Here is a 14,460-nt window from a genome sequence, read left to right as displayed (position 1 = left end):
GTCGCGCCAACACTCTGACCTCCCGAGCGACCGATGGCTCGCGGGTGGAGGGGGGCCGTGGAGGGGCGGACTCCCTGCCGGGCCCGCGCCAACACTCTGACCTCCCGAGCGACCGATGGCTCGCGGGTGGAGGGGGGCCGTGGAGGGGCGGACTCCCTGCCGGGCCCGCGCCAACACTCCGACCTCCCGAGCGACCGATGGCTCGCGGGTGGAGGGGGGCCGTGGAGGGGCGGACTCCCTGCCGGGCCCGCGCCAACACTTCGACCTCCCGAGCGACCGATGGCTCGCGGGTGGAAGGGGGCCGTGGAGGGGTGGTGTCCAGAACGTAAAGCGTGACTTTGCGGCGTGGACACCACGGGCCCGGTGTCCACTGCGCCTGTACACGCCGTAAATCATGCAGTGGCGGACACTTCCCCTGCGCGGAACCCGGCGACAACCGAAACGCACAACGCCCCGGCCACGGCGGCGCGGAACCCGGCACCAACCGCAACCCTGCCCGGCCCCGCGCTGGACGGCGACTCCGCGCTGGACGGCGACTCCGCGCCGGACGGCGGCCTCGCGCCGGACGGCGAACCGCGCCGAACAGCGGCCTCGCGCCGGACGGCGAACCGCGCCGAACAGCGGCCCCGCGCCGGACGGCGAACCGCGCCGGACGGCGAGCCCCCAGCCCCCAACGCCCCGGCGGACGCCGACCCGCGGAACCCGGCGACTACCGCGACGCGCGACAACCGCCCCCGCCGGACGGCGGCTCTCGCCAGTCCTCCGCGAGCGCCGGACCCAGCCGGTCGAGATATCTCTCCGTCAGTTCACGTATCGCGTCGATGCTCGCGTCCTGCCCCTGGCCCCACAGCCGCCCGGTCATCCGCAGCACGCCCGTGAACGCGGCGACGGCCGCCCGCGGGCGCGGATCGGCGTCCACGTCAAGGCCTTCGCGCGCGGCGATCAGCTCCGCGATGTGGTCCTCCAGCTCGGCCGATCGGCGCAGGTGCACGGCGAGCAGAGCCGGTGTGGACTCGATCATCTGGTACGTCCGCATGTGCAGCGCGACCGGTACGACGCTCTCCATCGCCTCGCCGACGTGGTCCCAGGACGACAGCACGGCCTGACGCATCGCCAGGAACGGGCCCTCCCCGGCCGGCCGCTTCCGCAGTCCCTCCAGGAACGTGCCCTCGACCATCCGCACCACGTCGAAGGCGACCTCCTCCTTGCTGGCGAAATACCGGAAGAAGGTGCGCTGCGAGACTTCCACGGTGCCGGCGATCTCGTCGACGGTCGTGCGTTCGTACCCCTGGGTGGTGAAGAGTTCGAGCGCGACCCGCAGAAGGGCGTCCCGGGTGCGCTGTTTCCTCAGCGCGCGCAGCCCGACCGGACGTTCCCCCGCTGTTCCTGACGCGCTGGCAGGTTCCTGCGCGGCGGTCACGGCACCATGCTCATTCGGTTGCTTTCACCTTGTCGAATGTTTCTGTGAGTTACATGACAGTTACTGACTTATGAAAGGGTTTGTCAACTGTCAGTGGCTGACACTAGCGTGACGGTATGACTAGTCAGACCACCGTCAAGGAAGCGTCTCAGTCGCCGGAATCCCCGGCCCGGACGCCCGCCAAGGGACTGCGTGGCCATCCTTGGTTGACGCTCTTCTCCGTTGCCATCGGCGTCATGATGGTGGCGCTCGACGGCACCATTGTCGCGATCGCGAACCCTGCCATCCAAAAGGACCTCGGCGCGAGTTTCGCCGACGTCCAGTGGATCACCAACGGCTACTTCCTCGCTCTCGCCGTCGCCCTGATCACCGCCGGCAAGCTCGGTGACCGCTTCGGCCACCGGCAGACCTTCCTCATCGGCGTCACCGGCTTCGCCGCCGCGTCCGGCGTCATCGGCCTCTCCCACAGCATCAGCCTCGTGGTCGTGTTCCGCGTGTTCCAGGGGCTGTTCGGCGCGCTGCTGATGCCGGCCGCGCTCGGTCTGCTGCGTGCCACCTTCCCCGCCGAGAAGCTGAACATGGCCATCGGTGTCTGGGGCATGGTCATCGGCGCCTCCACCGCGGGCGGTCCGATCCTCGGCGGCGTGCTGGTCGAGCACGTCAGCTGGCAGTCCGTCTTCTTCATCAACGTGCCGGTGGGCGTGCTCGCGCTGGTGCTCGGCGCGCTGATCCTCAGGGATCACCGGGCGCAGAACGCCCCGAAGTCCTTCGACATCCTGGGCATCCTGCTGCTGTCGGCCGCGATGTTCTGCCTTGTCTGGGCCATCATCAAGGCCCCGACCTGGGGCTGGGGCGACGGCATGACCTGGCTCTTCATCGTCGTCTCGCTGGTCTGCTTCGGCCTGTTCGTCTTCTGGGAGACGAAGGTCGAGGAACCGCTGGTGCCGGTGGGCCTCTTCCGTTCCATACCGCTCTCCGCAGGCGTGGTCCTGATGGTGCTGATGGCGATCGCCTTCCTGGGCGGTCTTTTCTTCGTCACCTTCTACCTCCAGAACGTGCACGGCATGAAGGCCATCGACGCCGGACTGCACCTGCTGCCCCTGACCGGCATGATGATCGTCGCCTCGCCGCTGGCCGGCTTCGTGATCACCAAGGTGGGCCCGCGTATTCCGCTGGCCGGCGGCATGATCTTCACGGCGGTCGCCATGTTCGGCATGTCCACGCTCTCCACGGACAGCGGCACCGGCACCATGTCGATCTGGTTCGCCCTGCTCGGCATGGGGCTCGCCCCGGTCATGGTGGGCGCGACCGAGGTCATCGTGGGCAACGCCCCGATGGAACTCTCCGGCGTGGCCGGCGGTCTTCAGCAGGCCGCCATGCAGATCGGTGGCAGCCTCGGTACGGCGGTACTCGGCGCGGTCATGGCCTCGAAGGTCTCCAACGACCTGCCGGGCAACTGGGCCTCGGCGGGACTTCCGCCGCTCACGCCCACCCAGGCCGGCCAGGCCGCGGAAGCCGTGCAGGTCGGCATCCCGCCGCTCCAGCCGAACACTCCCGCCGCGATCGCCGAGAAGATCACGAACGTCGCGCACGACACGTTCATGTCCGGCATGAGCCTTGCCTGCCTGACAGCGGGCGGGGTCGCGACCGTGGCCGTCTTCGTCGCCCTGCTGACGAAGCGCGGCGAGAACGCGGACGCCGCGGGCGGTGGCGTTCACATCTGACATCCGGTGTCCGGGGTCCGGCATCTGAGGCGCGCCATTCGAGGTCCGGCATCGGACATCGTCCGGCATACGAAAACGCCCGGCATCCGGCGTCCGGCGTCAACTCCGTACATCCATCGGCCCCGCCGGAACGATCCGGCGGGGCTGTCGCCTATCCGGGTGGAGATGATCAAGGACTCTTTCCCCGGGCGGGATCCGCGGCTCAGTGTGGGGCCGGACGATTTCGTTACGACACGGGGGATGAATCCTTATGCGCAAGACAGTCAAGACCGGCAAGACCGCCACCATGCGCACGACCGTCACCGCCGGGGCGCTCGCCGTCGCCGCCGCTCTGCTGCCGGGGTCCGTCGCCGACGCCTCTCCGCCGCGCATGGGTGAGTGCGGGTCCGGCGAGCTGTGCCTCTGGGAGAAGGACGACTTCCGCGGCACCAAGCGGACCCATGAGCTGGCGGGCATGGATATGGAGAGCTGTACCCCGCTGCCGGCCGGCGCCACGGCCTCGGCCCTGGCCAACCGCACCGGACGGCCCGTCACCACCTACCAGTCGGAGGAGTGCGCGGAGACCGGCGAGTTCGAGACGTATCCGGGCGGCGGTACGTGGCTGCCGCGCTCGCCCTACCGCGTCAGGGCCTTCAAGGTCTGGGAGCACTGAGCGGGGGCGGGCGAACCAGCGCACCACCCGTACGGGCAGGAGCCCCCGGTCCGCAACCGAAGACGGCGGCGGACCGGGCGGGACCGCCGTACGTACGGGACCGCCGTACGCGGCCGGGAACGCGAAGGGCGGCGGGACCTTTCACGGGTCCCGCCGCCCTCTGCCGTATCAGCCGTACCGGCCGTATCCGCCGTACCGCTTACGCGCGGTACGGCTCACGGCCCGTACCTCTTACGCGTCGCCGCCCGCGGCGCCCGGGTCGGCCGCCGCGGCGTCGAGCAGCTGGTAGCGGTCCAGCGCCTGCTTCAGCGCCGAACGGTCGACCTTGCCCTCCCGCGCCAGCTCGGTGAGCACACCGAGGACGATCGACTGCGCGTCGATGTGGAAGAACCGGCGGGCCGCTCCCCGCGTGTCCGCGAAGCCGAAACCGTCGGCGCCCAGTGACTGGTACGTACCCGGCACCCAGCGCGCGATCTGGTCGGGAACTGAACGCATCCAGTCGGAAACGGCCACGAACGGTCCCTCGGAGCCGGACAGCTTCCGTGTCACATACGGGACGCGCTGCTCCTCCTCCGGGTTGAGCAGGTTGTGCCGCTCGACCTCGACCGCCTCGCGGCGCAGCTCGTTCCAGGACGTCGCCGACCAGACGTCGGCCTTGACGTCCCAGTCCTCCGCGAGGATCCGCTGCGCCTCGACGGCCCAGGGCATGGCAACACCGGACGCCATGATCTGCGCCGGGATCGAGCCGCTTTCGCCCCGCTTGAAGCGGTGGATGCCCTTGAGGATGCCCTCGACGTCCACGTCGGCAGGCTCGGCCGGGTGCTGGATCGGCTCGTTGTAGACGGTGAGGTAGTAGAAGATGTCCTCGCTGTCCGGCCCGTACATCCGGCGCAGGCCGTCCTGGACGATGTGCGCGATCTCGAAGCCGTAGGCGGGGTCGTAGGCGACGCACGCCGGGTTCGTCGAGGCGAGCAGCTGGGAGTGGCCGTCCGCGTGCTGAAGGCCCTCACCGGTCAGCGTCGTACGTCCGGCGGTCGCGCCCAGTACAAAGCCGCGCGCCAACTGGTCGGCCATCTGCCAGAACTGGTCACCGGTGCGCTGGAAACCGAACATCGAGTAGAAGACGTACACCGGGATCAGCGGCTCGCCGTGCGTGGCGTACGCGGAGCCCGCGGCGATCAGCGAAGCCGTGCAGCCGGCCTCCGAGATGCCGTCGTGCAGCAGCTGGCCGGTCTTCGACTCCTTGTACGCGAGCAGCAGTTCGCGGTCCACCGACTCGTACTGCTGGCCCAGCGGGTTGTAGATCTTGGCGCTCGGGAAGAACGAGTCCATCCCGAACGTGCGGTACTCGTCGGGCGCGATCAGCACGAACCGCCTGCCGATCTCCTTGTCCCGCAGCAGGTCCCTGAGCAGCCGGACGAACGCCATGGTGGTGGCGATCGACTGCTGCCCCGAGCCCTTCTTCACCGCCGCGTACGCCTTGTCCTCGGGCAGCGCCAGCGGCTTCGCACGCACCACGCGGGTCGGTACGTACCCGCCCAGCGCCTTGCGGCGGTCGTGCATGTACTGGATCTCTTCGGAGTCCCGGCCGGGGTGGTAGTACGGCGGCGCGCCGTCCTCCAGGTCCTTGTCCGCGATCGGCAGGTGCAGCCGGTCCCGGAAGCCCTTGAGGTCCGCGACCGTGAGCTTCTTCATCTGGTGGGTCGCGTTGCGGCCCTCGAAGTTCGGGCCGAGCGTCCAGCCCTTGACGGTCTGCGCCAGGATCACCGTCGGCTGGCCCTTGTGGGCCTTGGCCGCCTCGTACGCCGCGTAGACCTTCTTGTGGTCGTGGCCGCCGCGTCCCAGGTGCAGGATCTGCTCGTCGGACATGTTCTCGACCATGGCGCGCAGCCGCTGGTCGTCGCCGAAGAAGTGGTCGCGGATGTACGCGCCGGTCTCCGTCGCGTACGTCTGGAACTGCCCGTCGGGCGTGGTGTTCAGCCGGTTGACGAGGACGCCGTCCCTGTCCTGCGCCAGCAGCGGGTCCCAGGAGCGGTCCCAGACCAGCTTGATGACGTTCCAGCCGGCGCCGCGGAACTGGGACTCCAGCTCCTGGATGATCTTGCCGTTGCCGCGTACGGGGCCGTCGAGGCGCTGGAGGTTGCAGTTGACCACGAAGGTCAGGTTGTCCAGGCCCTCACGGGCGGCGATGGACAGCTGTCCCAGCGACTCGGGCTCGTCCATCTCGCCGTCGCCCAGATACGCCCAGACGTGCGAGGCGGAGGTGTCGGCGATACCGCGCGCCGCCATGTAGCGGTTCATCCTGGCCTGGTAGATCGCGCCGAGCGGGCCGAGGCCCATCGAGACGGTCGGGAACTCCCAGAAGTCCGGCATCAGCCGCGGGTGCGGGTAGCTGGACAGGCCGTACGGGGCCTTCGACTTCTCCTGGCGGAACGCGTCGAGCTGCGTCTCGCTCAGCCGGTCGAGCAGGAAGGCGCGGGCGTAGATGCCGGGGGAGGCGTGGCCCTGGAAGAAGATCTGGTCGCCTCCGTCGCCGCCGTCCTTGCCCCGGAAGAAGTGGTTGAAGCCCACGTCGTACAGGGAGGCCGAGGAGGCGAACGTGGCGATGTGGCCACCGACGCCGATACCCGGGCGCTGGGCTCGCGACACCATCACGGCGGCGTTCCAGCGGGTGGCGTTGAGGACCTTGCGCTCGATTTCCTCGTTGCCGGGGAAGAACGGCTCGTCCTTGGTGGCGATGGTGTTGACGTAGTCCGTGCTGCGCATCTCGGGCACGGCGACGCGCTTCTCACGCGCGCGCTCGATCAGCCGGAGCATCAGGTAACGGGCGCGTTCACGGCCGCGCTCGTCCACCGCGGCGTCGAGCGAGTCGAGCCATTCCTGGGTCTCATCGGGGTCGAAGTCCGGGACCTGGCTGGGAAGGCCGCCAATGATGATCGGGCTGCGCTCGGATCCGGAAGCCACGCTTGTCCTTCGCTGGTCGGGTCGTGGGAGGAACCGCGGTCGCCCTCCAAGGGTGTCCCGCGAGGGTTCCCAGGGAATGGGCACATACGGCGCCTCCATCGTGTACCGCGACGGCGGAAACGTCATCTCTACCGAGGGGTAACTCACACTCTCCGGGAAATCGCCCGCCGAACCGGGACCCCGCGACGGTCAAATCGGCACCTTACGCTCAACCCGTCCAACTGTTTGGTTACGCCGTACGGACCTGAATCACGCACCGAAGACGCATAACATGGCAAAGAAGGAGGAACTTTATGGTGTGTGTCACCGAGGGCCATGTCGAAGTGGCGGGAGTTGCGCCGAAGCCGCCCGAAACGTCACCGTTTCGGCGGTCTCTGCGGCCGGGTACTTGCGCGATCCGCCCCGTCCGTGTGGACTACGGCCAATGCCCCGCGTACGCGCGCGGCTGAAGCATTTTCCAAAACATGATCAGGAGGCAATCCGTGAGCGCGACCGCGGACCACGCGGAGGAACGGACCAACCTTGCCGCAAGGCTGGGGTTCGAACCCGGACAGGTGGTCCAGGAGATCGGCTTCGACGACGACGTCGAGCAGGAGCTCCGCGAGTCCATCGAGGCCGTCATCGGCCAGGAGCTCGTCGACGAGGACTACGATGACGTGGCCGACGCCGTCATCCTGTGGTTCCGGGACGAGGACGGCGACCTTACGGACGCGCTGGTGGACGCCATCGGTCTGATCGACGAAGGCGGTGCGGTCTGGCTGATGACGCCCAAGACCGGCCGTGATGGTTACGTCGAACCGAGCGACATCAACGAGGCCGCCCAGACCGCAGGTCTGGCGCAGACCAAGAGCGTCAACGCCGGCAAGGACTGGACAGGAAGCCGGCTCGTCACACCCAATCCCAGGGCGGCGAAGGCCAAGCGCTGACCACGAGCGCCGCATCCGAGCGCGCAAGCCACAGCAGCCAGAACCTTTGAGAGGCCCCCGCCGACGGTGTCGGCGGGGGCCCTGTGCGCAGGGTGGCCAGGACCTGCCGGGCCCGGCGCCCGCGCCAGGCGTGGCCCAGGAAAGGACATATCCATGGCGATCGAGGTCGGTGCCCCCGCCCCGGACTTCGAGCTGAAGGACAACCACGGGCGGACGGTACGGCTGTCCGACTTCCGGGCCGTCCCCGGTCCCGGCGACGGCCCCCGTGGCGATCCGGGCGAGGAGTCCCGGGACGCCGGGCAGAACGTGGTGCTCCTCTTCTACCCCTTCGCCTTCACCGGCGTCTGTACGGGCGAGCTGACCGCGCTCCGCGACGAGCTGGGCGCGTTCGTGAACGACGACACCCAGCTGCTCGCCGTCTCCACCGACTCCATCCACACGCTGCGCGTCTTCGCCGACCAGGAGGGCCTGGAGTTTCCGCTGCTCTCGGACTTCTGGCCGCACGGCGAGGTGGCGCGGGCGTACGGCGTCTTCGACGCGGAGAAGGGGTGCGCCGTGCGCGGCACGTTCATCCTGGACCGGAACGGCATCGTCCGGTGGGCCGTCGTCAACGATCTGCCGGACGCCAGGGACCTCAACGAGTACCTCAAGGTGCTCGACACCCTCTGAATCCGTCATGACCCGCCGTAAATCGCGCGTTGACGGGGAACCGGTCACTAGGATCCATTCGTTGATCCGATGCCAACGCACCAGGGGGCGCGGCGCCCGCGAGGGCGGCCGCTGACCACGGTTGGTCAGTCGCCGGCCTCGCTGCGCCGGCCTCGGGAAAAACAATTAGGGAGCACTCGTGGGAGTCAGCCTCAGCAAGGGCGGAAACGTCTCGCTGTCCAAGGCCGCGCCCAACCTGACCGCGGTCACCGTGGGACTGGGCTGGGACGTCCGTACGACCACCGGCAGTGACTTCGACCTCGACGCCAGCGCGCTGCTGGTGAACGCCGAGGGCAAGGTCGCCGTCGACGGGAACTTCGTCTTCTTCAACAACCTGAAGAGCCCCGACGGCTCCGTCGAGCACACCGGTGACAACACGACCGGTGAGGGCGAGGGCGACGACGAGGCGATCAACGTCGATCTGGCCACCGTCCCCGCCGACGTCGACAAGATCGTGTTCCCCGTCTCGATCTACGAGGCGGAGAGCCGCCAGCAGTCCTTCGGCCAGGTGCGCAACGCGTTCATCCGCGTCGTCAACCGCGCCGACAACAACGAGCTGGCCCGGTACGACCTCAGTGAGGACGCCTCGACGGAGACCGCGATGGTCTTCGGCGAGCTGTACCGCAACGGCGCGGAGTGGAAGTTCCGCGCCATCGGCCAGGGGTACGCCTCGGGCCTGCGCGGCATCGCGCAGGACTTCGGCGTCAACGTCTGAGCCGTCCCTCGCACCAGCGTCCGGCGCCGCACGCTCTCAGTGCGGCGCCGGACGCGGCTCAGGGGCATGAACAGGGCATCACTGGGCATGACGTCAGGCGCGTCGTGCCGTGTCACCACACACCTCGGGGAGGACTCACATCATGGGCGTCACACTCGCCAAGGGAGGCAATGTCTCCCTCTCCAAGGCCGCACCGAATCTCACCCAGGTGCTGGTCGGGCTCGGCTGGGACGCGCGTTCCACCACGGGAGCACCCTTCGACCTCGACGCCAGCGCGCTTCTCTGCCAGAACGGCCGGGTGCTCGGCGATGAATATTTCGTCTTTTACAACAACCTCACGAGCCCCGAGGGTTCCGTTGAACACACCGGCGACAACCTGACGGGCGAGGGCGAAGGCGACGACGAATCGCTGCTGGTCGATCTCTCCAAGGTGCCGGCGCAGTGCGACAAGATCACCTTCCCGGTCTCCATCCATGACGCCGAGAACCGCGGCCAGGCGTTCGGGCAGGTCAATAACGCCTTCATCCGTGTCGTCAACCAGGCGGACGGACAGGAGCTGGCGCGCTACGACCTCAGTGAGGACGCCTCCACCGAAACGGCGATGATCTTCGGCGAGTTGTACCGCCACGGCGGCGAGTGGAAGTTCAGGGCGGTGGGCCAGGGGTACGCGTCCGGTCTCCGGGGTATCGCTCTAGACTTCGGGGTCAACGTTTCGTAAAAAGCGGTAGCAGTGCGCGGGAGCAAGCCCGCTCGTCACCAGATGGGGTAGCAGTGATCCTGAAAACCTTCGGCTGGTCGATCGCCATCACGGCGATCGGCCTGGCCTTCGCGGCCTGGCAATGGGGCTGGGAGGCGTTCGGGATCGTCCTGATCCTGTCCGTCCTCGAGATCTCCCTGTCGTTCGACAACGCCGTTGTCAACGCCGGGATCCTGAAGAAGATGAACGCCTTCTGGCAGAAGATCTTCCTCACCGTCGGCGTCCTCATCGCGGTCTTCGGCATGCGGCTGGTCTTCCCGGTCATCATCGTCGCCATCAGCGCCAAGGTCGGTCCCATCGACGCGGTTCAGATCGCGTTGGACAACCCCACCCGCTACGAGCACCTGGTCACCGACGCCCACCCGGCGATCGCGTCCTTCGGCGGCATGTTCCTGCTCATGATCTTCCTCGACTTCATCTTCGAGGAGCGGGAGATCAAGTGGCTCGGCTGGCTGGAGCGCCCGCTGGCCAAGCTCGGCAAGATCGACATGCTGTCGGTCTGCATCGCGCTCATCCTGCTTCTGGTCTCCGCACTGACGTTCGCCACCGCCGCCCACACCAGCACGGGCCACGCGGACAAGTCCGGCACCGTACTGCTCGCCGGGGTCGCGGGGCTGATCACGTACCTCGTCGTCGGCGGTCTCTCCGGCCACTTCGAGAACAAGCTCGAAGAGGACGAGGAGCGCGAGGAGGAAGAGGCGGAGAAGGCCAGGGCCGAGGGCAAGAGGGTCTCCGCGGTCGGCCTGGCCGGCAAGGCCGCGTTCTTCCTCTTCCTGTACCTCGAAGTCCTCGACGCCTCCTTCTCGTTCGACGGGGTCATCGGCGCCTTCGCGATCACGAACCAGATCTTCTGGATGGCGCTCGGCCTCGGCATCGGCGCGATGTACGTCCGTTCGCTGACGGTCTACCTCGTCCGCCAGGGCACCCTGGACGACTACGTGTACCTGGAGCACGGCGCGCACTACGCGATCGGCGCGCTCTCCGTGATCCTGCTGGTCACCATCCAGTACCAGATCCACGAGATCATCACGGGTCTGGTCGGTATCGTCCTCATCGGACTCTCCTTCTGGTCCTCCGTGCGCCGGAACAAGGCGCTCGAGGCGGCCGGTGAGGGCGCGGGGAGCGGCGACGCGCAGGACAAGACGACGCTGTCCGTCTGAGCCTGCGGGCTGAGAGCTTTTGGGACTGAGCCTCCGGGAGCCCCCGGGACCGAGCCTTTGGGGCCGAGCCTCCGGGACTGAGTCTCTGGGACCCGGCTCACTCCCCGGACCTTCCCGGTCCCGGAGGGTGACGCCGAAGCGAATGTGGGAACGCTCTGAGCGGGGCGGCTTGAGGCGTAAGCCTCCGGGCCGTCCCGCTCTTCCATGTCCATGTCCCGTGGGGTGGCGTGGTGTTGGCGACGGTGACGGCAGTGACGACAGTGATGAAGGACTGAGGTGGGGTGGGTATGGCCTTCTGGGACAACCTGTTGCAGGGCGGACGGGCGTCGCAGTTCGATGTGGGCAACGCCGGGTCCAACTCCATCGAACTGACCAAGCGGCACGGATCGGTCTCGCTCTCCAAGCAGGGCGCGGACACCGGCAACATGCGGGTGAACCTCTCCTGGCGGATGCGCACGTCCGACTTCGGCGGCCGGTCCAGGCAGCGGGGGCTGTTGCGGCACCCGCTGAAGATCTTCCAGCCCGAGCCGGTGCAGGCGCACACCCAGGGCGTGGTCAACGTGGACCTCGACCTCGGCTGCATGTACGAGATGGCGGACGGCACCAAAGGCGTCGTGCAGCCGCTGGGGGACCTGCTCGGGGACCTCAACGGGGTGCCGTACGTGAAGCTCAGCGGCGACGACCGGTTCGGCGCCCCCTCGGGCGAGACGGTCTTCATCAACCTCGACCAGCGGGATCTGATCAAGCGACTGCTGTTCTTCGTCTACATCTACGACCAGACGCCCGCCTTCGACCGCACGCACGCCAAGGTGACGCTCTACCCGAGCAGCGGTCCGACCGTCGAGATCGAACTCGACGAACGGGCGCCGCAGGCCAGGTCCTGCGCGGTGTTCCTGATGGAGAACATCAAGGGCGAGCTGGTGGTCCGCCGCGAGATGAAGTTCGTCTACGGCTTCCAGGCGGACCTGGACCGGCTGTACGGCTGGGGGCTCCAGTGGGGGCGCGGCTACAAGTCGAAGGCCTGAGGCGAGCGTCGAAGGCCTGAGGCGGGCGGGTGGCCGGGATCGCGGTTCAGGCCACCCACCGCCTGGTCCGACGGTTACGGGTGGATGAACTGCGGGCCCATCGGAGGCAGCTGGAAGTTGGGGTCCGGGGCCGGTGCGGCCGCCGCCGCGGGCTGGGGGTAGCCGTACGCCGGCTGGTTGCCGTCCGGTGACGGCGGAGAGGACGCGGCGTGCGGGTAGCCGTACGAGGGCTGCGGGTAGCCGTAGGCGGGCGGCTGTGAGGGACGAGGAGGCAGCCGCAACTCCGGGGGCAGCGGCATCTCCGGCGGCAGTTGTCCCGTCGTGGGCGGGGGGCCGGCGACGGTCGCCGCGAAGGGGTCGGCCGTGGGCTCGTCCATCGCCCAGGTCTCGTCGGAGGAGGAGTCGGCCGCCGGGCCCTGGCCGTCGGCCTCGTCCGTCCCGTCAGCCGCCTGATCCTCGTCCGCCCCTTGCGCCTCGTCCGTCTCTTCGCCGTCTTCGACCGAGATGCCGAACGCCGTGGCCAGGCCGACCAGACCGGTCGGATATCCCTGGCCCACGGCACGGAACTTCCAGGCGTCGCCGCGCCGGTACAGCTCCCCGCAGATGATCGCGGTCTCCTCGCCGGTCTCCGGATGGATGTCGAAGACCGCCAGCGGCTCCTCGTCGTCCGCGGCCGCGTCGTACAGCAGGATCCGCAGATCGCTCACCTGCCCGAAGGACTCGCCGTCGGAGGAGGCCGCGAGGACCACCTCGTCGACCGACGGGTCGAGCGCGTCGAGATCGACCTCGACGGCGTCCGTCAGCCCGTCGTCGACCTCCTGCTTCGACAGCCGTCGCACCACACCCGAGGGATGTTCCGGCTGGTTGTAGAAGACGAAGTCCTCGTCCGAGCGCACCCGGCCGTCCTGGCCGAGCAGCAGGGCCGAGGCGTCCACATCGGGAACCCCCTCGCCGGGCGACCAGTGCAGCACGGCCCGTACGACCGTGGCGTCGAGCGGGACGTTCGAGCCCTTCAGCATGGCGTGCGTCATGCGTGCATCCTGCCTTCCCCTGACCTGGACGGACAACGTGGGTCCAGGTCGCCGTACCCGACGCGATGGAGCCGAACCGGCCCGGTCACCAGAATTTCACGCGCTCAGGGAACTCGTGACACCCGTCCATACGTACTATTACCGGCCACCTGACCTTATGGCTAACACCGGCCACGGCGGCAGTAGCGGGAGAGCCACATGCGTCATTTCGGACATATTTCGGCGGTTGACCGGGCCGGTCTGTTTCTCCAGGAGCCGTGCGAGTTCACCGTGGACTCCCCGGCTCCTCTGCTGTCGGTCGCGCTGGGCGCCACGCTCTACAGCCCGGCGACCAGGCCCCGGCTCGCCGACGATGTCCTGAAGCGGGCGGCGCGAGGTGTCGTTTCCATGGTGCTGTGCCTGGAGGACTCCATCGACGACTCCGAGGTCGATGGCGCCGAGGCCAACCTCGTCACGCACTTCGCCGACCTGGACGCACGGGCCACCGGCGCCGATCTGCCGCTGCTCTTCATCCGCGTCCGGGAGCCGGAGCAGATACCCGACCTCGTCCGCAGGCTCGGTCCGGCGAGCCGGCTGCTGTCCGGGTTCGTACTCCCCAAGTTCACCGCGGAGCGCGGGGCGCTTTTCCTCGAGGCGCTGACCGAGGCGGAGCGTGCGAGCGGCCGCCGGCTCTTCGCGATGCCCGTGCTCGAATCACCCGAGCTGATGCACCGGGAGACCAGGGCGGACACGCTCACCGGCGTCGCGGACACCGTCGACAAGTACCGTGACCGCGTGCTCGCGCTGCGCCTGGGCGTCACCGACCTCTGCTCGGCGTACGGACTCCGCCGGGCGCCGGACATGACGGCGTACGACGTACGGATCATCGCGGCGGTCATCGCCGACGTGGTGAACGTGCTGGGGCGAGCCGACGGCACGGGCTTCACGATCACCGGCCCTGTCTGGGAGTACTTCCCGGTCCAGGAGCGCATGTTCAAACCGCAGCTCCGCCGCAGCCCGTTCCTCGAAGGGGAGGCGGAGGGGCTGCGCACCGCGCTGATCGAGCACGACCTCGACGGTCTGCTGCGCGAGATCGCGCTGGACCGCGCCAACGGCCTCCAGGGCAAGACCTGCATCCACCCCTCGCACGTGATGCCCGTACACGCGCTGTCGGTCGTCAGTCACGAGGAGTTCAGCGACGCGCAGGACATCCTGCGGCCCGAGCGCGGCGGAGGCGGCGTGCTGCGCTCGGCGTACACGAACAAGATGAACGAGGTGAAGCCCCACCGCGCCTGGGCCGAGCGCACGCTTCGGCGCGCCGAGGCGTTCGGCGTCGCGCGGGAGAACGTCGGCTTCGTGGACCTGCTGAGCGCCGGTCTCGCGGAGTGAGTGCGTCGCG

General features: G+C 68.5%; 12 protein-coding genes. 9 read left to right on the top strand and 3 right to left on the bottom strand.

Annotated elements, in window-relative coordinates:
- Positions 1-709: 709 nt before the first annotated feature.
- Positions 710-1,420 carry a TetR/AcrR family transcriptional regulator gene (locus tag ACIP6N_RS06420; protein ID WP_401813337.1) on the bottom strand — a complete coding sequence of 237 codons (711 nt, stop codon included), beginning with the start codon at positions 1,418-1,420 and terminating at the stop codon, positions 710-712.
- Positions 1,421-1,536: 116 nt separating this feature from the next.
- On the opposite strand from ACIP6N_RS06420, the gene ACIP6N_RS06415 reads away from it, so the two are divergent.
- Together ACIP6N_RS06415 and ACIP6N_RS06410 are read left to right on the top strand one after the other, a co-directional pair.
- Positions 1,537-3,144 carry an MFS transporter gene (locus tag ACIP6N_RS06415; RefSeq protein WP_401813336.1) on the top strand — a complete coding sequence of 536 codons (1,608 nt, stop codon included), beginning with the start codon at positions 1,537-1,539 and terminating at the stop codon, positions 3,142-3,144.
- Positions 3,145-3,430: 286 nt separating this feature from the next.
- Positions 3,431-3,796 (top strand): peptidase inhibitor family I36 protein, encoded by a 366-nt coding sequence (locus ACIP6N_RS06410; RefSeq protein WP_401813519.1) that lies wholly within the window; start codon positions 3,431-3,433, stop codon positions 3,794-3,796.
- A 231-nt stretch (positions 3,797-4,027) separates the two neighbouring features.
- Here the strand turns inward: ACIP6N_RS06410 and aceE are convergent, their stop codons facing one another.
- Positions 4,028-6,760 (bottom strand): pyruvate dehydrogenase (acetyl-transferring), homodimeric type, encoded by a 2,733-nt coding sequence (gene aceE / locus ACIP6N_RS06405; protein WP_401813335.1) that lies wholly within the window; start codon positions 6,758-6,760, stop codon positions 4,028-4,030.
- Between the two features lie 482 nt (positions 6,761-7,242).
- Between aceE and ACIP6N_RS06400 the strand changes: the two genes are divergently transcribed.
- The 6 genes from ACIP6N_RS06400 (at position 7,243) to ACIP6N_RS06375 (ending at position 12,051) form a co-directional block, all read left to right on the top strand.
- Entirely contained in the window at positions 7,243-7,686 is a 444-nt protein-coding gene (locus ACIP6N_RS06400; RefSeq protein WP_401813334.1) for a DUF3052 domain-containing protein, read from the top strand.
- Positions 7,687-7,839: 153 nt separating this feature from the next.
- Entirely contained in the window at positions 7,840-8,355 is a 516-nt protein-coding gene (locus tag ACIP6N_RS06395) for a peroxiredoxin (protein ID WP_401813332.1), read from the top strand.
- Between the two features lie 178 nt (positions 8,356-8,533).
- Positions 8,534-9,109, top strand: coding sequence for a TerD family protein (locus tag ACIP6N_RS06390; RefSeq protein ID WP_401813330.1), 576 nt, complete (start codon positions 8,534-8,536; stop codon positions 9,107-9,109).
- Between the two features lie 142 nt (positions 9,110-9,251).
- Positions 9,252-9,827, top strand: coding sequence for a TerD family protein (locus ACIP6N_RS06385; protein ID WP_401813328.1), 576 nt, complete (start codon positions 9,252-9,254; stop codon positions 9,825-9,827).
- 53 nt (positions 9,828-9,880) lie between these two features.
- On the top strand, positions 9,881-11,026 hold the full coding sequence (locus ACIP6N_RS06380) for a DUF475 domain-containing protein (protein ID WP_401813326.1): 1,146 nt from the start codon (positions 9,881-9,883) through the stop codon (positions 11,024-11,026).
- Positions 11,027-11,313: 287 nt separating this feature from the next.
- On the top strand, positions 11,314-12,051 hold the full coding sequence (locus ACIP6N_RS06375; protein ID WP_401813324.1) for a Tellurium resistance: 738 nt from the start codon (positions 11,314-11,316) through the stop codon (positions 12,049-12,051).
- Between the two features lie 74 nt (positions 12,052-12,125).
- Here the strand turns inward: ACIP6N_RS06375 and ACIP6N_RS06370 are convergent, their stop codons facing one another.
- On the bottom strand, positions 12,126-13,082 hold the full coding sequence (locus tag ACIP6N_RS06370; protein ID WP_401813323.1) for a TerD family protein: 957 nt from the start codon (positions 13,080-13,082) through the stop codon (positions 12,126-12,128).
- Positions 13,083-13,280: 198 nt separating this feature from the next.
- Here ACIP6N_RS06370 and ACIP6N_RS06365 point away from each other — a divergent pair, with 198 nt between their 5' ends.
- Positions 13,281-14,450, top strand: coding sequence for an HpcH/HpaI aldolase/citrate lyase family protein (locus ACIP6N_RS06365; RefSeq protein WP_401813321.1), 1,170 nt, complete (start codon positions 13,281-13,283; stop codon positions 14,448-14,450).
- Positions 14,451-14,460 lie beyond the last annotated feature (10 nt).

It is taken from the genome of Streptomyces sp. NPDC088725 (assembly GCF_044751305.1).
GTDB lineage: Bacteria > Actinomycetota > Actinomycetes > Streptomycetales > Streptomycetaceae > Streptomyces.
Note: the sequence above shows the minus strand (reverse complement) of the source record. Positions and strands in the feature narration are given on the sequence as shown.

Bases quoted from the DNA above. Each gene is read 5' to 3' on its own strand.
- ACIP6N_RS06415 (WP_401813336.1), top strand. From the start codon at position 1,537: ATGACTAGTCAGACCACCGTCAAGGAAGCGTCTCAGTCGCCGGAATCC.
- ACIP6N_RS06410 (WP_401813519.1), top strand. From the start codon at position 3,431: ATGCGCACGACCGTCACCGCCGGGGCGCTCGCCGTCGCCGCCGCTCTG.
- ACIP6N_RS06395 (WP_401813332.1), top strand. From the start codon at position 7,840: ATGGCGATCGAGGTCGGTGCCCCCGCCCCGGACTTCGAGCTGAAGGAC.
- ACIP6N_RS06385 (WP_401813328.1), top strand. From the start codon at position 9,252: ATGGGCGTCACACTCGCCAAGGGAGGCAATGTCTCCCTCTCCAAGGCC.
- ACIP6N_RS06375 (WP_401813324.1), top strand. From the start codon at position 11,314: ATGGCCTTCTGGGACAACCTGTTGCAGGGCGGACGGGCGTCGCAGTTC.
- ACIP6N_RS06370 (WP_401813323.1), bottom strand. From the start codon at position 13,082: ATGACGCACGCCATGCTGAAGGGCTCGAACGTCCCGCTCGACGCCACG.
- ACIP6N_RS06365 (WP_401813321.1), top strand. From the start codon at position 13,281: ATGCGTCATTTCGGACATATTTCGGCGGTTGACCGGGCCGGTCTGTTT.